We start from the raw sequence: 23,989 nt of genomic DNA, 5'->3' as shown, positions 1-23,989 counted from the left end.
GGGCGTCCTGTGTGGACGCCCGGTGGTGACTCACCAGCGGTCCGTGAACCCCTGATCCGTACGGACGATCTCGCGGCCCAGCGGGAACAGGGAGACCGGGATCAGCTTGAAGTTGGCGATGCCGAGGGGGATGCCGATGATCGTCACGCACAGGGCGATGCCGGTGACGATGTGGCCGAGGGCGAGCCACCAGCCCGCGAGGATCAGCCACAGCACGTTGACGATCAGGGACGGTGCTCCCGCGTCGCGGCGCTCGACCGTGGTGTACCCGAAGGGCCACAGGGCGTAGACGCCGATGCGGAACGCGGCCACGCCGAACGGGATGCCGATGATCGTGACGCACAGCAGCAGGCCGGCGAGCATGTAGCCGAGGAACAGCCAGAAGCCGCTGAAGACGAGCCAGATGAGATTCAGGATGGTCTTCACAGGTGGCCTGCCATCTTCTCGAGCCGGGCGATGCGTTCCGCCATCGGCGGGTGGGTGGAGAACATCTTTGCGAGCCCCTGCCCCGGGCGGAACGGGTTCGCGATCATCATGTGGCTGGCCGTCTCGATGCGGGGCTCGGGGGGCAGCGGAAGCTGTTTGGTGCCCTGTTCCAGCTTGCGCAGGGCGCTCGCCAGGGCCCGGGGGTCGCCGGTGAGCTGGGCACCGGAGGCGTCCGCCTCGTACTCCCGGGAGCGGCTGATGGCCAGCTGGATGAGGGACGCCGCGAGCGGGCCGAGCAGAAGGATCAGCAGCATGCCGAACAGGCCCGGGCCGTCGTCGTCGTCCGAGCGGCCGATCGGGATCAGCCAGGCGAAGTTGACCAGGAACATGATCACGGAGGCGAGGGCACCGGCGACGGAGGAGATCAGGATGTCGCGGTTGTAGACGTGGCTGAGTTCGTGGCCGATGACGCCGCGCAGTTCGCGCTCGTCGAGCAGACGCAGGATGCCTTCCGTGCAGCACACCGCGGCGTTGCGCGGATTGCGACCGGTGGCGAAGGCGTTGGGTGCCTCCGTCGGCGAGATGTACAGGCGGGGCATGGGCTGGCGTGCCTGCGTGGAGAGGTCACGGACCATCCGGTACAGGCCCGGCGCCTCGAACTCGCTCACCGGACGGGCCCGCATGGCCCGCAGGGCCAGCTTGTCGCTGTTCCAGTACGCGTAGGCGTTGGTGCCCAGAGCGACGACGACGGCGACGACGAGCCCCATGCGGCCGAAAAAACTGCCGATGACGATGATGAGTGCGGACAGTCCCCCGAGGAGGACCGCGGTCCTGAGCCCGTTGTGCCGGCGGTGCACGGTACGCCCTCCAAGTCGTGCGGCAGGGGAACCCTTGCTTGCTGATCTTCCTTCTGACCCGCGCTGCCCACTGGTGCCGTGGTGCCACGTCCAGTGGACCCTCCCGTACCGGTCAACGCCAGGCGAGGGGCACTAGTTCCCTTGTGCGCGTGGTGGCGCGTGTCAACCGTCCGGGTGACCACCGCGCGGAACGTGGGCCCGCGGCACGCGCGCGTGGAGGCCAGGGCGGCTCCCGGCGGGCGTGGGGGCCGGGCGGTCTTCGGCGGGCGTAGGGGCCGGGCGGCTCCCGGCGGGCGTAGGGGCCAAGGGCTCCCCGCGCGTAGACGGCCGCGCTAGAACAGCCCGGTGTCGGTGAAGCGCAGGACCAGCTGGGGAGCCCCGGACAGGGCGATGCCGAGGACGCCGGTGAGGGCGAGTGCCGCGGTGAGGGGCGCGGTCAGGCGGTAGGTGGCCGCTTCCCCCTCCGGTGCGCGGAACAGCAGTGCCGTCCAGCGCAGGTAGTAGACCAGCGCGATGACGACGTTGACGGCCATGACGACGGCCAGCCAGCCGAGCCCGGCGTCGACGGCCGCGGCGAACACCGTGACCTTGGCGAAGAGGCCGATGACGCCCGGCGGGAGTCCGGCGAGGCACAGCAGGAAGAAGCCCATGAGCAGTGCGGTGAGGGGGCTCGCGGCGTACAGGCCGCGGTAGTCGGCGACCCGGTTGAGCCGGTGTGCGCGGCCGACGAGGGCGGCCACGGCGAAGGCGCCCAGGTTCACGGCTCCGTACATGAGGGCGTAGGCGAGGGTGGAGCCGATCGGCCTTTCGGGGTCGTCGGAGTAGCCGGCGGCGGCGATCGGCACCAGGAGGTAGCCGGCCTGGCCGACGGACGACCAGGCGAGGAGGCGTACGGCGCTGTACGCGCGCGTGGACCGCTGGCGCAGGGCGCCGAGGTTCCCGACGGTCATGGTGAGGGCGGCCAGCACGGCGAGCGCGGGAGCCCACGCGTCGGCGTACGAGGGCAGGGCGACGACCGTGACGAGGATGAGGCCGGAGAAGCCGACCGCCTTGCCGATGACCGACAGATACGCGGCGACGGGCAGCGGGGCGCCCACGTAGGTGTCGGGGACCCAGAAGTGGAAGGGGACGGCGGCCGTCTTGAACGCGAAGCCGACGAGGGTGAGGACGACGCCGGTCTGCGCGAGGGTCTGGAGCTGCCCGTCGACGTGCTGGATGCGCTCGGCGACCCGGGCGAGGTGGAGGGTTCCGGTGGCCGCGTAGACGAAGCTGATGCCGAGCAGGCTGACCGCGGTGGCGGTGACGGAGGACAGGAAGAACTTCAGGGCCGCCTCGGAGGACCGGCGGTCGCCGTGCCGCAGGCCGACCAGGGCGAAGGCGGGCAGGGACGCGACCTCCAGGGCGACGACCAGGGTCGCGAGGTCCCGGGAGGCGGGCAGCAGGGCGGCGCCGGCCGCGGAGGAGAGGAACAGGAACCAGTACTCGCCCTCGGGGAGCCGCTTGCCGGAGTCCTTCAGCGCGGTGACGGACAGCAGGGCGGCCAGCAGGGCGCCGCCGAGGACCAGGAACTGGATGACGAGGGTGAAGCGGTCCGCGGTGTAGCTGCACACACCGGTGTCGCCCACCAGGCAGAACGTGCTGCGGTCGGCGTCGAGGAGGGGCAGCAGCATGAGCGCGGCGGCCGCGAGCCCGGCCACCGCGATCCAGCCGAGCAGGGGCTTCCTGGCCTCGGCGACGAACAGGTCGGCGACGAGGACGACGAGTCCGACGACCGCCGTGATGGTGGGCGGTGCGATGGCCAGCCAGTCGACGGACTGGACGAGGGAGCTCATCGGGTGCCTCCTGCGAGGAGCTGCTGCACGGCCGGGTCGGTCAGCCCGAGGAGGGCCTTGGGCCACAGGCCGGCGACGACGGTGAGGGCGACGAGCGGGGTCCAGGCCGCGAACTCGTAGGAGCGCACGTCGGTGAGGCGTGGGGCGTCGTCCCGGGGCGCTGCGCCCATGCAGACCCGGCGGACCACGACCAGCAGGTAGGCGGCGGTGAGCAGGGTGCCGAACGCGCCGATCGACATGAAGGTCAGGAAGGCGGGCCGGCTGAGCCCCTCGGCGGGGTCGAAGGCACCGAACAGCGCCAGCATCTCGCCCCAGAACCCGGCGAGACCGGGCAGGCCTAGAGAGGCGACGGCGGCGAAGGCGAGCAGGCCGCCGAGGCGCGGGGCCCTGCCGTAGAGCGCGGCTCCGGTCTCCTGGGCGAGGGCGTCCAGATCCGTGCTGCCGGTGCGCTCCTTCAGACCGCCGACCAGGAAGAACAGCAGGCCGGTGATGAGGCCGTGGGCGATGTTGGCGAACAGGGCGCCGTTGACGCCGGTCGGGGTCATGGTCGCGATGCCGAGGAGGACGAAGCCCATGTGGCCGACGGAGGAGTAGGCGATGAGCCGCTTGAGGTCGCCCTTCGCGCCCTTCCTGGCCAGGGCGAGGCAGGCGAGGGATCCGTAGACAATGCCGACGACGGCGAAGGCGGCCAGGTACGGCGCGAAGGTGCGGAAGCCGTCGGGGGCGGCCGGGAGCAGGATCCGTACGAAGCCGTACGTGCCCATCTTCAGCAGGACGCCGGCCAGCAGGACCGAGCCGACCGTCGGCGCGGCGGTGTGGGCGTCGGGCAGCCAGCTGTGCAGAGGCCACATCGGCGTCTTCACCGCGAGCCCGATCCCGACCGCCAGTACTGCGATGACCTGCACGGATGTGGTCAGCGACCGGCCGTTGTCAGTGGCGAGTGCCACCATGTCGAACGTGCCCGCCTTGATCCCGATCAGGAGCAGGCCGAGCAGCATGACCACCGAGCCGAGCAGGGTGTACAGGATGAACTTCCAGGCCGCCTCGGCCCGGCCCTCGCCGCCCCAGCGGGCGATGAGGAAGTACATCGGGACGAGGACCGTCTCGAAGGCGAGGAAGAACAGGACCAGGTCGAGGACGGCGAAGGTCGCCAGGGTGCCGGACTCGAGGACGAGCAGCAGGGCGACGAAGGCCTTCGGGGACGGTCCCGCGGGCGGCTTGAAGTACGAGTAGAGGGCGCTGAGGAAGGCCAGCAGAGCGGTCAGGACCAGAAGGGGGAGTGAGATGCCGTCGGTGCCGAGGTGGATCCGCACGTCGAGTGCGGGGATCCAGCTGATGTCGGTCGTGGCCTGCATCTTCGACGGGTGGTCGTGGTCGAAGCCGAGTGCCAGGACGATCGCCGCGGCGAGGATCACTCCGGTGACGGTGACGCCGTGCCGCAGCACGGCCTGCTCGGGCGACTTCCCCTTCAGTCCGGGCGGTGCGGGCAGCAGAGCGGCGGCGGCGCCCAGGAGCGGGCCGACGACCAGGAACGCCAGAAGGAACTGCATCACGGACTCGTTGATATCGATCACGCCTGCTCACGCTCCCGTGGCGACGAGGACGGCGGCGACCGCGAGGACGACGGTGCCGGCGAGCAGCGCGCTCACATAGGTCTGCAGATTGCCGGTCTGGGCCCGTCGTACGGCGGCGCCGAGCCAGCGGGGCAGGGTGCCCGCGCCGCGTACGTAGGTGTCGACGACCTCCCGGTCGAGGAACCGTACGAGGCTCGCGCCGGCCCGGACCGGGCGGACGAACAGCGCCGAGTACACGGCGTCCAGGTGGAAGCCGACGGCGGCGTGCCGGTGCAGCCGGCCGAGCAGCAGCCGCCCGGGGTCCGAGGGGTCGGCCGCGTACGCGATGTCCCCGTAGGCCGGTTCGTGGCTCGCGATGGCCTCCGCCTCGACCCGGCCGGCGTCGCCCTCGGGGTGGGCGGCGACGGCGCCGAGCGGGATGCGGGTGGCGTGCGCGGTGGTGTGCCGCCAGGTGGCGTAGGTGACGATGCCGCCGACCAGGGCCACGCCCGTGCCGAGCACGGAGGTGGTGAGGGCCGGGGTCAGCTCGTGGCCGTCGAACCAGTCGGGCAGCACCCGGAAGGCGAACCCGCCGAGCGCCAGCGACGGGACGGCGAGCACCCACAGCACCGCGGTCATGGTCAGCGGCTGCCGGCCGTGGTCGGGGGCCTCGGTGCCGCTGCCGCGGAAGGCGAGCAGCCACAGCCGCATCGCGTAGGCGGCGGTGAGGAGGGCGGTGAGCAGACCGGCGAGGAGGACGATCCAGCCCGCCGCCGCGGGGGCGTGCTCGGTGTGGCCGGTGACGACGTGTTCGGCGACGCCGAGGACGGCCTCCTTGGAGAAGAAGCCGCTGAACGGCGGGATCGCGGCGAGCGCGAGCAGCGCCACGGTCGTCGTCCAGTAGGCGTCGGGGACGCGGTCGCGCAGGTGGCCCATGCGGGACATGGCGGCCAGCGAGTTGGTGCCGGCGGCGTGGATGATCACGCCGGCGGCGAGGAACAGCAGCGCCTTGAAGGCGCCGTGGGACAGGAGGTGGAAGACGGCGGCGCCCCGGTCGGCGACGGCGAGGGCGCCGGTCATGTAGCCGAGCTGGCCGATCGTCGAGTAGGCGAGGACGCGTTTGATGTCGTCCTGGGCGAGGGCGGCGAGCGCCGAGCCGGTCATCGTCACGGCGGCCATGACGGCGAGGACGGTCATCGCCGCCTGCGAGGCCTCGAAGAGCGGGAGGAGACGGGCGACGAAGTAGACACCGGCGGCGACCATCGTCGCGGCGTGGATCAGCGCGGAGACGGGCGTGGGGCCCGCCATCGCGTCGGGGAGCCAGGTGTGCAGCGGGAACTGCGCGGACTTGCCGGCCACGCCCGCGAGGAGCAGCAGGGCGATCAGCGTGGGGTGGTCGATGCCGCCGTGTGCGACGGCGCCGAGGATCCGGGTGATGCGGAAGGACCCGGCGTCGGCGGCGAGAGCGAACAGGCCGATGAGGAAGGGGACGTCGCCGAGCTTGGTGACCAGGAAGGCCTTGAGCGACGCGGCGCGGGCCTCCGGCGTCTCCCAGTAGTGGCCGACGAGGAAGTAGGAGCAGATGCCCATGACTTCCCAGCCGACCAGCAGCACCATCAGGTCGCCGGTGTAGACGACCAGGAGCATCGCGGAGGTGAACAGCGAGACGAGGGCGGCGTAGGACGGGTAGCGCGGGTCGTCGCGCAGGTAGCCCGTGGAGTAGATCTGCACGCAGGTGGCGACGGTGGCGACGACCACGGCGGTGAGGGCGGCGAAGCCGTCGATGTGCAGGGCGAGTTCGATCGGGACCGAGCCGGTGGGGGTGAGTTCGGTGGCGGCGTCGACCGGATCGCCGCCGCCCTGGCGCGCGGCGACGACGGCGGCGAGCGCCAGGGAGGCCAGTGCCGGCAGGACGGCGAGCGGGCGGGCGAAGCCGGGTGCGGTGCGGCCCAGCAGCAGACCGCTGAGTGCGCCGAGGAACGGAAGGAGGGGGACGAGGACGGCGAGGGTGGTCGTGGTCACGCGGTGGCCTCGGCCTTCTCGCCGGCGGCCGGAGGCGCGGGGATCGCTCGGCCGGTGGCGTCGCTGTCGGGTTCGTCGGGTCCGTGGCCCTCGGCGGTGTCGCGGAGCCGGTCGATGTCCGAGCTGCCGCGGTTGCGGTACACGGCGAGGACGATCGCGAGGCCGATGCCGATCTCGGCGGCGGCGATCGCGATGGTGAAGAGGGCCAGGGCCTGTCCGGAGTGCAGCGTCTCCTCGGCGGCCCGGCTGAGCCAGACGTCGAAGGCGACGAGGTTCAGGTTGACGGCGTTGAGCATCAGCTCGACCGACATCAGCACGAGGATCGCGTTGCGGCGGGCGAGGACGCCGTAGACGCCGGTGCAGAAGAGGAGGGCGGACAGGACGGCGGGATAGGCGAGGTGCATCAGCGGGCCCCTTCCGTGTCGCGCCGGGTGTCCGTCGCGCGGGTCGCGGCGTCGGCCTTTGCCTTGCGGGACAGGACGATCGCGCCGACGAGGGCGGCGAGGAGGAGGACGGACAGGGCTTCGAAGGGGAGGACCCAGTGCTGGAAGAGGCTGGCGCCGGTGACGTCGGTGGAGCCGGCGGGGGCTCCGTCCAGGTCGATCCAGGTGGTACGGAAGGCGTCGACGACCACCCAGACCAGGGCGGCCGCCGCGGCGACGGCGACGGCGAGGGCGACCCACCGGTTGCCGGAGTCGGCGTCCGGTGAGCGGCCGACGGGGGCGCGGGTGAGCATCAGCCCGAACAGCAGCAGGACGACGACGGAACCGACGTAGATGAGGACCTGCACCCAGGCGATGAACTCGGCGGTGAGCAGGAGGTATTCGACGGCGAGCCCGCCGAGGGCCACCACCAGCCACAGGGCGGCGTGCACCAGCTGCCGGGTGGTGACGGTGACGGCGGCGGCCCCGAGGGTGACGAGGCCGACGAGGAGGAAGGTGATCTCGACGCCGGTCGGGGAGAGGAAACCGTGCGACTCGGCGGCGGTCGTGGCGTGCGCGGCCGTTCCTGCGGCTGCGGTCAGGGTCACGACTCCTCCTCCTGCGGTTCGGCCTGGGCGGCGGCGAGCTTGTCTGCGGTCTTGCGGGCGGCGGCCACTTCCTTCGGTTCCTCGGCCGCGAGGTCGAGGGCGGGCGGGGCCGGGACGGTCCACATCCATTCGCGGAGCTTGTCGCGCTCGTGGGTGAGGTCGCGGATGTCCGTCTCGGCGTACTCGAACTCCGGGGACCAGAACAGCGCGTCGAAGGGGCAGACCTCGATGCAGATACCGCAGTACATGCACAGGGAGAAGTCGATGGCGAAGCGGTCGAGGACGTTGCGGCTGCGTTCGCGGCCTCCGGGGGCCGCCGGGGGGACGGTCTCCTTGTGCGAGTCGATGTAGATGCACCAGTCGGGGCACTCGCGGGCGCACAGCATGCAGACCGTGCAGTTCTCCTCGAACAGGCCGATCACCCCGCGGCTGCGGGGCGGCAGTTCGGGCTGGGTGTCCGGGTAGGGGGCGGTGACGGACTTCCGCGTCATCGTCCGCAGGGTGACGGCCAGGCCCTTGGCCAGGCCGGAGCCGGGGATCGGGGCCATTACAGGAACACCACCTTGACGACGCCGGTGAGGGCGATCTGGGCGAGGGAGAGGGGGACCAGGAGCGTCCAGCTGAACTTCTGCAGCTGGTCCTCGCGCATGCGGGGATAGGTGACGCGCAGCCAGATGACGACGAAGGCGAGGACGGCGGTCTTCAGCAAGGTCCACACCCAGCCGAGGCCGTCGGCGCCCCAGGGGCCGTGCCAGCCGCCCAGGAAGAGGACGGTGGTCAGGCCGCACAGGACGACGATGCCGGCGTACTCGGCGAGGAGGAACAGGGCGAAGCGCAGGCCGGTGTACTCGGTGTACGCGCCGAAGATGATCTCCGAGTCGGCGACCGGCATGTCGAAGGGCGGGCGCTGGAGTTCGGCGAGGCCCGCGACGAAGAACACCAGCGCGCCGGTGATCTGCCAGGGCACCCACCACCACTCGAACGCGTCGAGGATGCCGACGAGGGAGACGGTGCCGGCGGCCATCGCCACCGAGGCGGCGGTGAGCAGCATCGGGAGTTCGTAGGCGAGGAGCTGGGCGGCGGTGCGCAGGCCGCCGAGGAGGGAGAACTTGTTGGCGGAGGCCCAGCCGGCCATCAGTGAGCCGAGGACGCCGACGCCCATGACGGCGAGGACGAAGAACACGCCCGCGTCGATCACCTGGCCGACCGCGCCCTCACCGGGGCCGATCGGGACGGCGAGCAGGACGAGGAGGTACGGCAGCAGCGCGACGGCGGGCGCGAGCTGGAAGACGCGGCGGTCCGCGCCGGCCGGGACGACGTCCTCCTTCTGCGCGAACTTCACGCCGTCGGCGATGAGCTGGGCCCAGCCGTGGAAGCCGCCCGCGTACATCGGGCCGAGGCGGCCCTGCATGTGGGCCATCACCTTGTGCTCGGTCTGGCCCACGACGAGGGGGAAGGTGAGGAAGACGACGAACACGACCAGGAGTCGCAGGGCGACGTCGAGCACGTCGTTCACTGCCGGCCTCCTGAGGGGTCGTCGGGGGTGGTGTCTTCGGGGGCGGGGTCAGAGTCGGGGCGCGATTCCGTGTCCGGCTCGGGCCGAGGGTCCGAATCCGGCTCCGGCTCTGGCTCCCCCGCGGGCTCGTCCTGCGCCGGCTCGTCCTGCGCGGGCGCGTCCTGCGCGGGCTCCTCGAAGGCCGGGCGGGCGTGGTGCCACGGAGCGTCCGGGCTGCGCGGGGCGATCGGGGGCTTGAGGTCGGGACGTCCCTCGGCGGGACCCGCTTCCGTGTCGTCCGCGGCCGGCGCCTGCTCCTCTGCCGCGCGCTGCGACGCCGACCCCTCGCTCGCGCTGCGCGAACGGCGCGCGGGGGGGTCGGCCCGCCGGCCGGCCGACCCTTCCGACGCGGACCGCGACCGACGCGGCGCACCCGGCGCCTGCGCACCGGCCTCAGCGCCGCCGGTGTCCCTCTGGCTCGCCGACCCCTCCGACACCGACCGCGACCGACGCGGCGCACCCGACGGCTGCGCACCGCCCTCGCCCGCACCCGCGCCGGAAGCAGCACCCGCACCGGCACCGCGCTGACTCGCCGACCCCTCCGACACCGACCGCGACCGACGCGGCGCACCCGGCGCCTGCGCCGCGCCCTCGCCCGCGCCGGAAGCACCGGCACCGGCACCGGTACCCGCAGGGACACCCGCACCCGTACCAGCGCCCCCCGCGCCCGCACCCGTACCGCCCCCGGTACCCGCCGTCCCCGCCGCCGTCTGGCCGGCCAAGCCCTCCGAGGCCGTGCGGGTGCGCCGGGGCGGGCGTTCGCCCGGTGTGCGTGCCGCCGCGGTGGCCGCGCGGCGGGCCGGGCGGGCCGGGGCGGGCGGGAGCTGGCCCTTGAGGGGTCCCCACTCGTTGGGGTCGGGCACACCCGGCGGCAGCATCTGCCGCCGCTTGGGGCCGCCGTGCTCGGACTCCCCCGGTTCCTTGGCGCCGGGCCACGCCTTGGCGACCCGGGCCGCGAGGACGAAGTTTTTGCGCAGCGGGTGCCCCTCGAAGCCCTCGGGCAGCAGCAGGTGGTCCAGGCCGGGGTGTCCGGTGAAGCCGACGCCGAACATCTCGTGGGTCTCGCGTTCGTGCCAGGCCGCGCCCGCGTAGACGCCCACGGCGGAGGGCAGTTCCGGGGCGTCGTGCGGCACCGTGGTGCGCAGCAGGAGCCGCCGCACCGGGGACAGGGCGGCGACGTGGGCGGCCACGCGGAAGCCGGTGCCGGGTTCGTCGACCGCGCTGAGCCAGTCGAAGAAGGTGCAGCCCAGCCGGTCACGCGCGGCCTCCAGCGCGGGGATCCAGGCGTCGGACGGCACGTCGACGGTGAGGACGCCGTACGACTCCTCCGCCGTGGCCTGCGCGCCGAAGAGTTCCGCCACGTCCGCGGGGAGCCAGCCGACGGAGGTCATCGGGCCTCCTTCCCGCCCGTCGGCCCGTCCTTCGGTGCGGGCGGCTCGACCAGCCCGCTCCGCAGCGCCGCCGCCGAGGGGCGTCCGGCGGAGGCGGTGCCGTACCGCTCCGCCAGGGACTCGCGGGCGATCTTCTCCTGGAGCTTGAGGATGCCCTGGAGCAGCGCCTCCGGCCGGGGCGGGCAGCCGGGGACGTAGACGTCGACCGGGATGATCTGGTCGACGCCCTTGGTGACGGAGTAGGAGTCCCAGTAGGGGCCGCCGCAGTTGCTGCACGCGCCGAAGGAGATGACGTACTTCGGCTCGGGCATCTGCTCGTAGAGGCGTTTCACGGCGGGCGCCATCTTGTCGGTGACCGTGCCGGAGACGACCATCAGGTCGGCCTGGCGGGCCCCGGGGGCGAACGGGATGACGCCGAGGCGGATGAAGTCGTGCCGGGCCATCGACGCGGCGATGAACTCGATCGCGCAGCAGGCGAGGCCGAAGTTGAACACCCAGAGCGAGTAGCGGCGGCCCCAGTTGAGAACCACCTTCATCGGCTCGGGGGCGAGCCGGGCGAGCGCGCCGAGCCTCCCCCCGCCTTCGCCGGGGGGACCCCCGGGTACCGGCAGCAGCACCGGCTCGGGTGCGGCAGGGTTCACGTCCATGTCAGGACGCCCTTCTTGTAGGCGTACAGCAGGCCCACGGCGAGGAAGCCGAGGAAGACGAACATCTCCACGAGGGTGGTCGCGCCGTAGCCGTCGGCGGCGAAGACGGTCGCCCAGGGGAAGAGGAAGATCGAGTCGACGGCGAAGATCACGTAGAGGAAGGCGTAGACGTAGTAGCGGACCTGGGTGTGGGCCCAGCCCTCGCCGACGGGGTCGACGCCGCACTCGTACGTCAGCAGTTTCTCCGGGGTGGGCACCACCGGCCGCAGCAGGCGGCCCGCCCCGAAGGCGACGGCGACGAACAGCACGCCGACGACGGCGAGCAGTCCGACGACCGAGTAGGACTGGAAGTAGTCCGCCGCGACGACGGTCGTTTCCCGCACGTCCGCCCCTCACTCCTCAGATCGGCGACCAGGCGTCCCCACCTGTGCCCTGCCCTTGATCCGTGCCGGTGAACGTCGAACGCCACGGTCCGACGATCTGTACGCACGGGAGTCTAGGCCCTGATAAAGGCACGGTAAGCAGCCCGTCGGGGCTCGGCACCCGGGGGTGGGGTTTTCCTCAGGGCGCCCCGGCGGTCGGCCTCATGGCGCGGGCCCCCGGCGCCGGGCACGCTATGCCCCATGACCGAACCGAATCCGCAGCCGGGCACGCCCGTGAGGACCCTCCCGGACCCGGCCGCCCCCGGACCGGCCGGGCCCGGCGACCGCCCGCCCCCGGCCCGCTTCGCCTACGACGCGCACACGTGGAAGGAGATCGCGCATCTCCTGACGAACCTGCCTGCGGCGCTGGTGGGCTTCGTCTACACGGTGACCGTGCTGTCCGTCGGTGCCGGGCTGACGGTCACGGTGATCGGACTTCCCCTGCTCGCCCTCGGTCTGCTGGGGGCGCGGCAGCTCGGCCGGCTGGAGCGGGCGCGCGCGAGGGCCATGCTCGGGGTGCGGGTGGAGGAGCCGAGCCCGCTGCCGTGGCGCGGTTCCGGCGGCTTCTGGCCGGGGCTGTGGCAGGGGGTCAAGGACCCGGTGGGCTGGCGGACGTTCCTGTTCATGCTGATACGGCTGCCGTGGGGCATCCTCACCTTCGTCGTCGCGCTGACGGGCCTGTTCGTGCTGTGGCCGGTGCTGGCGTTCGTCGTGCGGGCGCTGGCCGACGTCGACCGGGCGCTGGTGCGGGGCCTGCTGTCGCCGTCGGACGAGCTGGAGCGGCGCATCGCCGAACTGGAGTCGGACCGGGGCGTGGTGGTCGACGCGGCCGCGGCGGACCTGCGGCGCATCGAGCGGGACCTGCACGACGGGGCGCAGGCGCGCCTGGTGAACCTGGCGATGGGGCTGGGTCTGGCCAAGGAGAAGCTGCTGGAGGACCCGGACGCGGCGGCGTCGATGGTCGAGGAGGCGCACGGCGAGGTGAAGCTGGCGCTCCAGGAGCTGCGGGACCTGGCGCGCGGCATCCACCCGGCGGTGCTCACCGACCGGGGCCTGGACGCGGCCCTGTCCTCGGTCGCCTCACGGTGCACGGTCCCGGTGCGGGTCACCGTCGACTTGGCCGAACGGCCCGCCCCGGCGATCGAGGGCATCGCCTACTTCACCGTCTCGGAGCTGCTGCAGAACGTCAGCAAGCACAGCCGGGCGCGTTCGGCCGCGGTGGAGGTGTGGCGGTCGGAGGACCGGCTGTTCCTGCAGGTGTCGGACGACGGCAGGGCGGGCGAGCCTGGACGGCGGCACGGGTATGCGGGGCTGGCCGACCGGCTGGGCGCGGTGGACGGCCTGTTCGTCGTGGACTCCCCTGAGGGCGGTCCGACGACGGTGACGGCCGAGCTGCCGTGGCGGGACCGTTCCGGCACAGCGGCCGGAAGCGCGCCGGGGAAGGGGGCGTCCGCCCGCGCCCGTAGGTAGGGAAAACCCCCCGGCCAAGACTGCGACGGACTCCATTCCGCGCCGACCTGCGGCACAGCAGTCTGGACGTACGACAGCACAGCCGCCGGACGAGGAGAAGGACGAAGCCGATGGCCACGGAGTACGGACAGGGCTACGGGCTCCCCACCGAGCCCGGACACGCGCGGGGCGTGGGGGAACGGCGGCACCGGATGCCGGCCGCGCTGCGGGCGCCGGTCGAGGGACGCCACTGGCGGGAGCTGGCGTACGTGCTGCTGGGCCTGCCGATCAGCATCCTGCTGTTCACCTACGCGGTCACGATGGTGTCGCTGGGCGCGGGCCTGCTGGTGACGTTCCTCGGGGTGCCGGTGCTGGCGGCGGCGCTCGCCGGCTGCCGTGCCTTCGGGTCGGTGGAGCGGGCCAGGGCACGGGGGCTGCTGGGCCTGCGGGTGGGTGAGCCGGCGCCGCTGCGGACCGGGCGGCAGGGGTTCATGGGCTGGATCGGGGCCGTGCTCAAGAGCGGCACCTCGTGGCGGGCGCTGCTGTACTCGGTGCTGCAGCTGCCCTGGGCGGTGTTCACCTTCGCCGTCAGCGTCACGTTCTGGGCGCTGGGCTGGTCGCTGGTGACCTATCCGCTGTGGTTCTGGGTGCTGCCGACGTACGCGGGCCAGGACGGCATCCAGCTCTACGGCGACGAGCAGCACTCGGTCTACCTGGACAACCCGTTCGAGATCGCGGTGACGGCGGGCGTGGGTCTGCTGTTCACGCTGGCCACGCCGTGGATCGTGCGGGCGCTGACGACGGTGGACCGGTGGATGGTGTACGGGCTGCTGGGCCCGTCCCGGCTGGCCAGCCGGGTGGTGGAGCTGGAGTCGGACCGCGGGGTCGTGGTGGACACGGCGGCGGCGGACCTGCGGCGCATCGAGCGTGATCTGCACGACGGGGCGCAGGCCCGGCTGGTGGCCCTGGCCATGGACCTGGGGCTGGCGAAGGAGAAGCTGCGGGAGGACCCGCAGGTCGCGGCGCAGATGGTGGACGAGGCGCACGGCGAGGTGAAGACGGCGCTGCAGGAGCTGCGGGACCTGGCGCGGGGCATCCATCCGGCGGTGCTCACCGACCGGGGCCTGGACGCGGCCCTGTCCTCGGTCGCCTCGCGCTGCACGGTCCCGGTGCAGGTGGAGGTGGACCTGACCGAGCGGCCGGCGCCCGCCATCGAGGGGATCGCCTACTTCACGGTCTCGGAGCTGCTGCAGAACGTCAGCAAGCACAGCCGGGCGACCTGGGCGGCCGTGGAGGTGTGGCGGACCGACGACCGGCTGATGCTCCAGGTCGTGGACAACGGCGTGGGCGGTGCCGAGCTGTCCTCGGGCTCCGGACTGGCGGGGCTGGCGGAGCGGCTGGACGCGGTGGACGGGATCCTCGTGGTCGACTCGCCGGCCGGCGGGCCCACCCGGGTGACCGCGGAGCTGCCGTGGCGTGCGGAGCGGGCCCGATGACCGCGCGGTGAGACACGCGGTCCGGCGGACGGACACACGGGCGGGTGCGGGCCTCGGGCGCGCACCCGCCCGCCGACGCGGACGCGGGAGTGCGAAGGGTGTGCGGAGCCACCCGCGGCGACCGGTGACGACACCCCCACATCGCGTTGCCCCGGCCCGTCCTCCCCCGATTGCTGGAATGCTGGACCCGACGACCGGACGCGCCACCAGGGCGGTCCGGGCGCGGGCTTTGGGGGGCCGACGACGTGGAGGACAGGGTGCGGGTGGTCATCGCCGAGGATTCGGTGCTGCTGAGAGAGGGCCTGACCCGGCTGCTGACCGACCGGGGGCACGAGGTCGTGGCCGGGGTCGGCGACGGTGAGGCACTGATCAAGACCGTCACCGAGCTGGACGCCCAGGGCCGGCTGCCGGACGTGGTGGTCGCCGACGTGCGGATGCCGCCGACGCACACCGACGAGGGCGTGCGGGCCGCGGTGCAGCTCCGTAAGGCCCACCCCGACCTGGGGGTGCTGGTGCTGTCGCAGTACGTCGAGGAGCGGTACGCGACCGAACTGCTGGCGGGCTCCAGCCGGGGCGTGGGCTATCTGCTGAAGGACCGGGTCGCCGAGGTGCGCGAGTTCGTCGACGCGGTGGTCCGGGTGGCGCGGGGCGGCACGGCCCTGGACCCGGAGGTGGTGGCGCAGCTGCTGGGCCGCAGCCGCAAGCAGGACGTGCTCGCGGGGCTGACCCCGCGCGAGCGGGAGGTGCTGGGGCTGATGGCGGAGGGGCGGACGAACTCGGCCATCGCCCGGCAGCTGGTGGTCAGCGACGGCGCCGTGGAGAAGCACGTCAGCAACATCTTCCTGAAGCTGGGGCTGTCCCCGAGCGACGGCGACCACCGTCGGGTGCTCGCGGTCCTCACGTATCTGAACTCCTGAGCGGGGCGACGGGCCGTCCCGCGGCCCCGGCCGTGTCCACCATCCGAGCCGTTCAACCGATCCTTCACGGCGGGCGCCCCTCGCGGTCGTAGGGTTTATGCGGGGAAGGCCTGCGGGAAGGCCGTCCCGGACAGCCGCCTCGAGGAGGTCCAGTTCAGTGACCAGCCAGGTCAGCAGCCCAGCGGAGCAGGCCGACGGAACAGTCGTAGGAGAGCAGCGCACAGCGGCGGGCACGAAGGACGTCCGCCGGCTCGACCGAGTGATCATCAGGTTCGCGGGGGACTCGGGTGACGGGATGCAGCTCACGGGTGACCGTTTCACCTCGGAGACCGCGTCCTTCGGCAACGACCTCTCCACACTGCCGAACTTCCCCGCCGAGATCCGGGCCCCCGCCGGAACCCTGCCGGGGGTGTCGTCGTTCCAGCTGCACTTCGCAGACCACGACATCCTCACCCCGGGTGACGCGCCGAACGTGCTGGTGGCGATGAACCCGGCCGCGCTGAAGGCGAACATCGGCGACCTGCCGCGCGGGGCGGAGATCATCGTCAACACCGACGAGTTCACCAAGCGGGCGATGCAGAAGGTCGGCTACGACGCCTCGCCGCTGGAGGACGGCTCGCTGGACGGTTACCACCTGCACCCGGTGCCGCTGACGACGCTGACGGTGGAGGCGCTGAAGGAGTTCGACCTCACCCGTAAGGAGGCCGAGCGCAGCAAGAACATGTTCGCGCTGGGCCTGCTGTCGTGGATGTACCACCGGCCCACGGAGGGCACGGAGAAGTTCCTGCGGTCGAAGTTCGCCAAGAAGCCCGACATCGCGGCGGCGAACATCGCGGCGTACCGGGCGGGCTGGAACTTCGGGGAGACCACGGAGGACTTCGCGGTCTCCTACGAGGTGGCGCCGGCGGCGACGGCGTTCCCGCCGGGCGTGTACCGCAACATCTCCGGGAACCTGGCCCTGTCCTACGGGCTGGTCGCCGCCTCCCGGCAGGCGGACCTGCCGCTGTTCCTGGGCTCGTACCCGATCACGCCCGCCTCGGACATCCTGCACGAGCTGAGCCGGCACAAGAACTTCGGTGTGCGCACCTTCCAGGCGGAGGACGAGATCGCCGGGATCGGGGCGGCGCTGGGTGCGGCGTTCGGCGGGTCGCTCGCGGTGACCACCACGTCCGGGCCGGGCGTCGCTCTGAAGTCGGAGACGATCGGTCTGGCGGTGTCGTTGGAGCTGCCGCTGCTGATCGTGGACATCCAGCGCGGCGGCCCGTCGACGGGTCTGCCGACCAAGACGGAGCAGGCGGATCTGCTGCAGGCGATGTACGGGCGCAACGGTGAGGCGCCGGTGCCGGTGGTGGCGCCGAAGACCCCCGCGGACTGCTTCGACGCCGCTGTGGAGGCGGCACGCATCGCGCTGGCCTACCGCACACCGGTGTTCCTGCTGTCCGACGGCTACCTGGCCAACGGCAGCGAGCCCTGGCGGATCCCGGAGCTGGAGGAGCTGCCGGACCTGAAGGTGCAGTTCGCGCAGGGACCGAACCACACCACGGGCGACGGCGCCGAGGTGTTCTGGCCCTACAAGCGCGACCCGCACACACTGGCCCGCCCGTGGGCGGTCCCGGGCACACCGGGCCTGGAGCACCGGATCGGCGGCATCGAGAAGCAGGACGGCACGGGCAACATCTCCTACGATCCGGCCAACCACGACTTCATGGTCCGCACCCGCCAGGCCAAGGTCGACGGCATCGCCGTCCCCGACCTCCAGGTCGACGACCCCGACGGCGACGCCCGCCTGCTGGTCCTCGGCTGGGGCTCCACCTACGGCCCCATCACCGCCGCGGTACGGCGTATCCGCAAGGAAGGGGGCCGGATCGCGCAGGCCCACCTGCGCCACCTCAACCCCTTCCCGCACAACCTCGGCGAGGTCCTGCGCGGCTACGACAAGGTGGTGATCCCCGAGATGAATCTCGGCCAGCTCGCCACCCTCGTCAGAGCGAAGTACCTGGTCGACGCCCGCTCGTACAACCAGGTCAACGGCATGCCGTTCAAGGCGGAGCAGCTCGCCACGGCGCTGAAGGAGGCCATCGATGACTGACGCCGACACGCTGCTCCAGCTGGTGCCCAAGGCCGAGGGCAAGCAGACGATGAAGGACTTCAAGTCCGACCAGGAGGTGCGCTGGTGCCCCGGCTGCGGCGACTACGCCGTGCTGGCCGCCGTGCAGGGCTTCATGCCGGAGCTGGGCCTGGCCCGCGAGAACATCGTGTTCGTCTCCGGCATCGGCTGCTCCTCCCGCTTCCCGTACTACATGAATACCTACGGGATGCACTCCATCCACGGCCGCGCCCCCGCGATCGCCACCGGCCTGGCGACCTCGCGCCGGGACTTGTCCGTGTGGGTGGTCACCGGCGACGGCGACGCGCTGTCCATCGGCGGCAACCACCTCATCCACGCCCTGCGCCGCAACGTCAACCTCAAGATCCTGCTGTTCAACAACCGCATCTACGGGCTGACCAAAGGCCAGTACTCCCCCACCTCCGAGGTCGGCAAGATCACCAAGTCGACGCCGATGGGCTCCCTCGACGCGCCCTTCAACCCGGTGTCGCTGGCGATCGGCGCGGAGGCCTCCTTCGTCGCCCGCACCGTCGACTCCGACCGCAAGCACCTCACCGAGGTCCTGCGCCAGGCCGCCGACCACCCCGGCACCGCGCTGGTGGAGATCTACCAGAACTGCAACATCTTCAACGACGGCGCCTTCGAGGTCCTCAAGGACCGGCAGCAGGCCGAGGAAGCGGTGATCCGTCTGGAGCACGGACAGCCGATCCGCTTCGGCACCGACCGTTCCAAGGGCGTCGTCCGCGACCCCGCCACCGGAGACCTCAGGGTCGTCACGGTGACACCGGAGAACGAGGCGCGGGTGCTCGTCCACGACGCGCACTCCGCGTCCCCGACGAACGCGTTCGCGCTGTCCCGGCTCGCCGACCCCGACACCCTGCACCACACCCCCATCGGGGTGTTCCGCTCGGTGGACCGGCCGGTCTACGACACCCTCATGGCCGACCAGCTCGATACCGCCGTCGACCAGCACGGCAAGGGCGACCTCGCCGCACTCCTGGCCGGCGGCGACACCTGGACGGTTGTGGGCTGAGCACGCACGCACGCCCGCAGGCACGGGAAGGGCCCCGGCATCCATGGATGCCGGGGCCCTTCCTCATCGGGTGGAGTGTCCTCAGCAGAAGTCGCCGAGGCCCCACCACTCGCCGTGGGTCCGCTGGGCTCCGTACACGGTTCCGCCCGCCCGTCCGCGGTAGGTGATCAGCCAGCCCGGGTTGCCCGAGTAGCCGTCGATCACGTACCGCTCGTTGCTGACGGCGGCCAGGTCGGGACGCCCGTCGCCGGAGAAGTCACCGACCGCGATCAGGTGCTCCATGGCGCTCCAGCCGCCGCCGACGAGCGTGCGCGAGCCGAGCCGCGCGGTGGAGGTCCCCGGGTAGAGCCACAGCTTGCCCGTGGCCTTCTCGCGGGCGTACAGGTCGGGGCGTCCGTCACCCGTCACGTCACCCATGCCGGCCAGCGCGTTCATGCCGTTCCAGCCGCCGGAGCCGATGAGCTTGCGCCCGCCCAGCTTGCCGCCGGAGGCGCCCGGGTAGAGCCACAGCGCACCGGTGGACTTCTGCACGGCGATCAGGTCGGAGCGCCCGTCGCCGGTCTGGTCGCCGTAGGCGGTGATGTGGTTCATCGAGTTCCACCCGCTCGCGCCCAGCAGCTTGCGCGTGCCGAGGGAGCCGGTGCCGGTGCCGGGGTAGAGCCACAGCTTGCCGGTGGCCTTCTCCCGGGCGACGACGTCCTCGCGGCGGTCGCCGGTGAAGTCGCCGTGGCGGGTCAGGGTGTTCATGGCGTTCCAGCCGCCGGAGCCGATGAGCCGGCCGGTGTCGTTCCCCGGGGTGAACCAGAGCCGTCCGGCCAGGTCACGGGTGATGACGTCGGCCTTGCGGTCGCCGTTCATGTCGCCGAAGCCCTGGGCCGTGGGGGAGGTCTCGGAGACCCAGCTCGGGTAGGCGGTCTGGCTGCACTCGCGTTCGGTGCGGACGAACTTGACCGAGCTGGTGGTCGCCTCCGAGGAGCTGCTGAGTTCGCCGGGTGAGTTCGGGTCCTGGGCCCAGTAGCCTCCCCACGGAACGTAGTCCTTGTCCTCGTACAGGCAGGCGATCGACTGCGTACGGTTGACGTACGAGCGGATCCTGTTGTCCCAGCTGCCCAGGTCCGCGACGTTGTTCTTCGTCTTCCACATCGAGCCCTTGGCGTCCTCGCCCGACCACCCGCAGAAGTAGCCGGACGGGCAGTCGTAGGAGCTCGCCGCCGCCGGGGCGGCGGTCGCGACGGTCAGGCCGGTGCCGGCCAGGGTGAGTCCGACGAGCGCCGCCACGCCCCGGTTGAATCGTTTCCGCATGGATGAGTTCCCCTCCCATTGAGGCGCGTCGCGTCCGCTCCTCGCACCCCCCGATGCGACGGCCCCCGGCGGACTGCCTGGGCCGTGCGGCGGCTGCACGCGCGAGCGTGATCGTAGAGCAACGCCGGGCCCCTTCGCGCCCCCGGGCCGCAGGCGCGAAGGGCTTACGCTTTCTAAAAGTTAGCGCCTGCCGTACAGTTAGTGCCAAGCCACCCCCTGAGGAGTTGTCGCATCATGAGCATCGTCGTCACCGGAGCCAGCGGGAAGCTCGGCCGTCACGTCGTGGAGCAGTTGCTGGAGAAGGTCCCCGCGGAGCAGGTCACCGCCGTCGTCCGCGACCCGGAGAAGGTGGCGGACCTCGCGGAGCGCGGGGTGCGGATCGCGATCGCCGACTACAACGCCCCGGAGACCTTCGACGGCCTCTTCGCGGCCGGCGACAAGGTCCTGCTGATCTCCGGCAACGAGTTCGACAAGGGCAGGGTGCGGCAGCACACGGGGGTCATCGACGCCGCCAAGGCGGCCGGTGTCGCGCTGCTCGCCTACACCAGCGCCCCCGGCACCCTGAAGGCCGCGCTCGCCGACGACCACCGCGGCACCGAGCGGGCACTGCTCGACTCGGGCGTGCCCTACGTGCTGCTGCGCAACGGCTGGTACCACGAGAACTACACCGAGAACCTGGCCCCGGTGCTGGAGCACGACACGGTGCTCGCGGCGGCCGGCGAGGGCCGGGTCTCGTCCGCCTCCCGGGCCGACTACGCGGCCGCCGCGGTCGCCGTGCTGACCGGCGAGGGCCACGAGAACACCACGTACGAACTGGGCGGCGACGAGGCGTGGAGCTTCGCCGAGTACGCGGCCGAGCTGAGCCGGCAGACCGGCCGGGAGATCGCCTACAACCCGGTCACCACCGAGGCGCTCACCGGCATCCTGGCCGGTGCGGGGATCCCCGAGCCGGTGGCGGCCGTCCTGGCGGGCGTCGACGCCTCGATCGCCGAGGGTGAGCTGGTGGTCGACAGCGGCGACCTGTCCCGGCTGACCGGCCGCCCGACCACGCCGATCGGCGAGGCGATCGCCGTCGCGCTGAAGGGCTGACCTCCGGGCCGCGAGGGTTCGGGTCTCCGCGAGACGCCGGACACCCCCACCGGTCATGACCGTATGCCGGTACGGACATGACATGTGGGGGTGTCCGGCGTTACCGTCGTCCGGTGGGTCCGCGCGCGCGTCTGCGGGCCCCCGTCGACTTGGGGACGCGTCGGACACGAAGGAGGGGCCCGTGACCGGGAAGCCGGCCGCAGAGCGGCGCATAGGACTGCTGAACGGCTTCGCGGCGTACGGGATGTGGGGGCTCGTCCCCCTGTTCTGGCCCCTGCTGAAGCCCGCGGGAGCGGTGGAGATCCTGGCCCACCGGATGGTGTGGTCCCTGGTCTTCGTCGCCGCCGCCCTGCTGGCCGTCCGCCGCTGGGCGTGGATCGGCGAGCTGCTGCGGCAGCCGCGCAAGCTGGCCCTCGTCACCGTGGCCGCCGCGGTCATCACCGTGAACTGGGGCGTGTACATCTGGTCCGTGAACTCCGGGCACGTCGTCGAGGCGTCCCTCGGCTACTTCATCAACCCGCTGGTCACCATCGCGATGGGCGTCGTGCTGCTGAAGGAACGCCTGCGGCCCGCCCAGTGGGCCGCGGTCGGCGTCGGCGCCCTGGCGGTCGTCGTCCTCACCGTCGGCTACGGCCGGCCGCCGTGGATCTCGCTGTGCCTCGCCTTCTCCTTCGCCGTCTACGGGCTGGTGAAGAAGAAGGTCAACCTGGGCGGCGTCGAGTCGCTGGCCGCCGAGACCGCGATCCAGTTCCTGCCCGCGCTGGGCTACCTGGTGTGGCTGAGCACCCAGGGCGACTCGACCTTCGCCGCCGAGGGCGCGGGACACGCGCTGCTGCTCGCCGCGACCGGCATCGTCACCGCCATCCCCCTGGTCTGCTTCGGCGCCGCGGCGATCCGCGTCCCCCTGTCGACACTGGGTCTGCTGCAGTACCTGGCCCCCGTCTTCCAGTTCGTGCTCGGCATCCTCTACTTCAAGGAGGCCATGCCGCCGGAGCGCTGGGCCGGGTTCGCCCTGGTGTGGCTGGCGCTCACCCTGCTCACCTGGGACGCGCTGCGCACCGCCCGCCGCACCGCCCGGGCCCTCGCCGGACGGACGGCCGCCGCGCGCGGGACGGCCGCACGCGAGACCGCCGCCGATCCGGGCGCCGGCGGGTCCGTGCCCGTCGCCGCGCCACTGTCCGAGGCGGAGGCCAAGGCGCTGGAGACCAAGCCGTAGGCGCGTGGCGGACCGGCGTTGTCGGTGCCGCGCCCTATAACGGGCGCATGACGCAGACACCCACTCCGGCCACGCCGGTGCACTGGAAGCTCGTTGTGGACGCGGCCGACCCGCACGCCCAGGCCGGCTTCTGGGCCGCCGCCCTGCACTACGTGGTCGAGGACAACAGCGCGCTCATCGAGAAGCTGCTCGCGGCGGGGGCCGTGCCCGAGGCGCTCACCGTCGAGTCGCACGGCCGCCGCGCCTGGCGTGACCTGACCGCCGTACGGCACCCCGACGACCCCTTCGAGGAGGAGAGCGGCACCGGGCGCGGACGGCGGCTGCTGTTCCAGCGGGTGCCCGAGGAGAAGACGGTCAAGAACCGCCTCCACATCGACCTGCACCCCGGTGCGGACCGCCGCGACGAGGAGCAGGCCCGGCTCGAAGGGCTCGGCGCCCACGTGCTGCGGCGGGTGGACGAGCCCGGCGGGAGCTGGGTCGTGATGGCGGACCCGGAGGGCAACGAGTTCTGCCTGCACTAGCCGGCTCCCCGGGGCGCGCCGCTCAGGTCTGACGGTCGCGGGCGCGGGCGGTCAGGCGGTCCATGCGGGCGTGGGCGGACTCCAGCTCGTCCGCCTCGTCGGCGGCGGGTCCGCCCTCGGCGGCGAGCTCGGTCCACAGCGCCGTCAGCTCGTGGCCCAGCTCCAGCCCGAGCAGCGGGTCGCGCACCCCGCGCCACGCGGTGGCCGCGCTGCGGACGTTGCCGTACGCGGCCTCCGCGTCGCCCACGCGGCGGCAGACGGCGGCGAGGTCCATGGAGAGCCGGAAGGCGCGCAGGGGCTCACCGCCGAGGTAGGCGATGTAGGCGGTCAGCTCCCGCAGGCGCAGCACCTCCGGGTGCTCCGCACCGAGGGTCTGCGAGGCGTGCGCCACGGTCTCGTCGGCCAGGCCGGCCGCCGTGTCGATCCTGCCCGCCCGGACGGCGTCGTTGATCCGCTCCAGGGGTGCGGCGAGGGGGCTGCCGGCGGGGGCGGCGGGCTCGTCTCCGAGCACGGCCTCGGCGACGGCGTCGAAGCCGCGGGGCGGGGTGGGCCGGGCGTCCGGGTCGGCGTCGAGCACGAGGTCGGTGGGCGCGCCGCGGCCGCGGACGGGCGCCGGGGCCGCCGCGTCCTGGTGGGGCCGCGGCCCCATGGACGGCGGCGGTCCGAACGCGCCCGTCGGAGGTGCGACCGTGCCGGGCGGGGTGCCCGGGGGCACGGGGCCGGTCACCGTCCGCAGCCGGAACGTGGGCGGGGAGTCGAGGGGTTCCTGGGTCCCAGGGACCGGGTGCAGCGGGAAGGTGGGGGTGACGTCCCGTACGGGACGGGGGGCGGCCTGGGCGTCGTCCTCCGCGGACGGGCGCAGAAGACGCGTCGGCAGGTCGCCGGCCTGGGGCTGCGGCGCAGGCGAGGGGGAGGCCGGGGCCGGACTGTCCGAGAGGCCGGCCGGCAGCGCGGGCAGCGGTGCGAGCAGGGTCCGAGGCAGCGGTGCGAGCAGGGTCCGAGGCCTCGGTGCGAGCAGGGTCCGAGGCCTCGGTGCGAGCAGGGTCCGAGGCCTCGGTGCGGGCCGGGTCCCAGGCAGCTGTGCGGGCCGGGTCCCAGGCAGCTGTGCGGGCCGGGTCCGAGGC

At 72.6% G+C, this 23,989-nt stretch carries 21 protein-coding genes and 1 pseudogene; 8 read left to right on the top strand and 14 right to left on the bottom strand.

Features of this window, described 5'->3' with window-relative positions:
• Positions 1 to 30 precede the first annotated feature (30 nt).
• From F3L20_RS03095 to F3L20_RS03040, 12 genes are all read right to left on the bottom strand, one after another.
• Positions 31 to 426, bottom strand: coding sequence for a YccF domain-containing protein (locus tag F3L20_RS03095; protein WP_150152013.1), 396 nt, complete (start codon positions 424 to 426; stop codon positions 31 to 33).
• Entirely contained in the window at positions 423 to 1,283 is an 861-nt protein-coding gene (gene htpX, locus F3L20_RS03090; RefSeq protein ID WP_150152009.1) for a zinc metalloprotease HtpX, read from the bottom strand. Before htpX ends, F3L20_RS03095 begins: the two co-directional genes overlap by 4 nt.
• A 332-nt stretch (positions 1,284 to 1,615) precedes the next feature.
• Positions 1,616 to 3,115: an NADH-quinone oxidoreductase subunit N gene (locus F3L20_RS03085; RefSeq protein WP_150152006.1), complete on the bottom strand. Its 1,500-nt coding sequence runs from the start codon at positions 3,113 to 3,115 to the stop codon at positions 1,616 to 1,618.
• The gene (locus F3L20_RS03080; protein ID WP_150152003.1) at positions 3,112 to 4,689 is read right to left on the bottom strand and encodes a complex I subunit 4 family protein; all 1,578 of its coding nucleotides are present in this window, start codon (positions 4,687 to 4,689) and stop codon (positions 3,112 to 3,114) included. Before F3L20_RS03080 ends, F3L20_RS03085 begins: the two co-directional genes overlap by 4 nt.
• 6 nt (positions 4,690 to 4,695) lie before the next feature.
• Positions 4,696 to 6,690 (bottom strand): NADH-quinone oxidoreductase subunit 5 family protein, encoded by a 1,995-nt coding sequence (locus F3L20_RS03075; protein WP_150151999.1) that lies wholly within the window; start codon positions 6,688 to 6,690, stop codon positions 4,696 to 4,698.
• Positions 6,687 to 7,094: an NADH-quinone oxidoreductase subunit NuoK gene (gene nuoK / locus F3L20_RS03070; RefSeq protein WP_145829761.1), complete on the bottom strand. Its 408-nt coding sequence runs from the start codon at positions 7,092 to 7,094 to the stop codon at positions 6,687 to 6,689. Before nuoK ends, F3L20_RS03075 begins: the two co-directional genes overlap by 4 nt.
• Entirely contained in the window at positions 7,094 to 7,720 is a 627-nt protein-coding gene (locus F3L20_RS03065; protein ID WP_150151996.1) for an NADH-quinone oxidoreductase subunit J family protein, read from the bottom strand. Before F3L20_RS03065 ends, nuoK begins: the two co-directional genes overlap by 1 nt.
• Positions 7,717 to 8,268, bottom strand: coding sequence for a NuoI/complex I 23 kDa subunit family protein (locus F3L20_RS03060; RefSeq protein WP_150151992.1), 552 nt, complete (start codon positions 8,266 to 8,268; stop codon positions 7,717 to 7,719). Before F3L20_RS03060 ends, F3L20_RS03065 begins: the two co-directional genes overlap by 4 nt.
• Positions 8,268 to 9,236 (bottom strand): complex I subunit 1/NuoH family protein, encoded by a 969-nt coding sequence (locus F3L20_RS03055; protein ID WP_150151989.1) that lies wholly within the window; start codon positions 9,234 to 9,236, stop codon positions 8,268 to 8,270. The genes F3L20_RS03060 and F3L20_RS03055 overlap by 1 nt, the downstream gene beginning before the upstream one ends.
• On the bottom strand, positions 9,233 to 10,666 hold the full coding sequence (locus F3L20_RS03050) for an NADH-quinone oxidoreductase subunit C (RefSeq protein WP_150151986.1): 1,434 nt from the start codon (positions 10,664 to 10,666) through the stop codon (positions 9,233 to 9,235). Before F3L20_RS03050 ends, F3L20_RS03055 begins: the two co-directional genes overlap by 4 nt.
• Positions 10,663 to 11,313, bottom strand: a complete 651-nt coding sequence (locus F3L20_RS03045; RefSeq protein ID WP_150151983.1) for an NADH-quinone oxidoreductase subunit B — start codon at positions 11,311 to 11,313, stop codon at positions 10,663 to 10,665. Before F3L20_RS03045 ends, F3L20_RS03050 begins: the two co-directional genes overlap by 4 nt.
• On the bottom strand, positions 11,304 to 11,696 hold the full coding sequence (locus F3L20_RS03040) for an NADH-quinone oxidoreductase subunit A (RefSeq protein WP_024883129.1): 393 nt from the start codon (positions 11,694 to 11,696) through the stop codon (positions 11,304 to 11,306). Before F3L20_RS03040 ends, F3L20_RS03045 begins: the two co-directional genes overlap by 10 nt.
• Before the next feature lie 240 nt (positions 11,697 to 11,936).
• On the opposite strand from F3L20_RS03040, the pseudogene F3L20_RS03035 reads away from it, so the two are divergent.
• The 5 genes and pseudogenes from F3L20_RS03035 (at position 11,937) to F3L20_RS03015 (ending at position 18,737) form a co-directional block, all read left to right on the top strand.
• A pseudogene (locus tag F3L20_RS03035) lies at positions 11,937 to 13,205 on the top strand (sensor histidine kinase).
• 110 nt (positions 13,206 to 13,315) lie between these two features.
• Complete coding sequence (locus F3L20_RS03030; protein ID WP_150151977.1) at positions 13,316 to 14,680, top strand: sensor histidine kinase; 1,365 nt, start codon at positions 13,316 to 13,318, stop codon at positions 14,678 to 14,680.
• Between the two features lie 257 nt (positions 14,681 to 14,937).
• Positions 14,938 to 15,597 carry a response regulator transcription factor gene (locus F3L20_RS03025; protein WP_276615865.1) on the top strand — a complete coding sequence of 220 codons (660 nt, stop codon included), beginning with the start codon at positions 14,938 to 14,940 and terminating at the stop codon, positions 15,595 to 15,597.
• A 157-nt stretch (positions 15,598 to 15,754) separates the two neighbouring features.
• Positions 15,755 to 17,686 (top strand): 2-oxoacid:acceptor oxidoreductase subunit alpha, encoded by a 1,932-nt coding sequence (locus F3L20_RS03020; protein WP_150151971.1) that lies wholly within the window; start codon positions 15,755 to 15,757, stop codon positions 17,684 to 17,686.
• Positions 17,679 to 18,737, top strand: coding sequence for a 2-oxoacid:ferredoxin oxidoreductase subunit beta (locus F3L20_RS03015; protein ID WP_145829752.1), 1,059 nt, complete (start codon positions 17,679 to 17,681; stop codon positions 18,735 to 18,737). Before F3L20_RS03020 ends, F3L20_RS03015 begins: the two co-directional genes overlap by 8 nt.
• 81 nt (positions 18,738 to 18,818) lie before the next feature.
• On the opposite strand, the gene F3L20_RS03010 is transcribed toward F3L20_RS03015, so the two are convergent.
• Entirely contained in the window at positions 18,819 to 20,039 is a 1,221-nt protein-coding gene (locus tag F3L20_RS03010; RefSeq protein WP_150151968.1) for an FG-GAP-like repeat-containing protein, read from the bottom strand.
• 234 nt (positions 20,040 to 20,273) lie between these two features.
• Here F3L20_RS03010 and F3L20_RS03005 point away from each other — a divergent pair, with 234 nt between their 5' ends.
• The 3 genes from F3L20_RS03005 to F3L20_RS02995 all read left to right on the top strand — a co-directional run bounded on the left by F3L20_RS03005 (position 20,274) and on the right by F3L20_RS02995 (position 22,865).
• Complete coding sequence (locus F3L20_RS03005; RefSeq protein ID WP_150151965.1) at positions 20,274 to 21,128, top strand: SDR family oxidoreductase; 855 nt, start codon at positions 20,274 to 20,276, stop codon at positions 21,126 to 21,128.
• A gap of 181 nt (positions 21,129 to 21,309) precedes the next feature.
• Positions 21,310 to 22,344: an EamA family transporter RarD gene (gene rarD / locus F3L20_RS03000; protein WP_150151963.1), complete on the top strand. Its 1,035-nt coding sequence runs from the start codon at positions 21,310 to 21,312 to the stop codon at positions 22,342 to 22,344.
• 47 nt (positions 22,345 to 22,391) lie between these two features.
• Positions 22,392 to 22,865, top strand: a complete 474-nt coding sequence (locus tag F3L20_RS02995) for a VOC family protein (RefSeq protein ID WP_150151960.1) — start codon at positions 22,392 to 22,394, stop codon at positions 22,863 to 22,865.
• Between the two features lie 22 nt (positions 22,866 to 22,887).
• Here F3L20_RS02995 and F3L20_RS02990 read toward each other — a convergent pair whose 3' ends face one another.
• Positions 22,888 to 23,514: a hypothetical protein gene (locus F3L20_RS02990; RefSeq protein ID WP_346768059.1), complete on the bottom strand. Its 627-nt coding sequence runs from the start codon at positions 23,512 to 23,514 to the stop codon at positions 22,888 to 22,890.
• Between the last annotated feature and the right edge of the window lie 475 nt (positions 23,515 to 23,989).

Origin of the sequence: Streptomyces tendae (assembly GCF_008632955.1) — a bacterium.
In the GTDB taxonomy this organism is placed as follows: domain Bacteria; phylum Actinomycetota; class Actinomycetes; order Streptomycetales; family Streptomycetaceae; genus Streptomyces.
The sequence above is the reverse complement of the archived record's forward strand: the minus strand, read 5'-3'. Positions and strand labels throughout refer to the sequence as shown.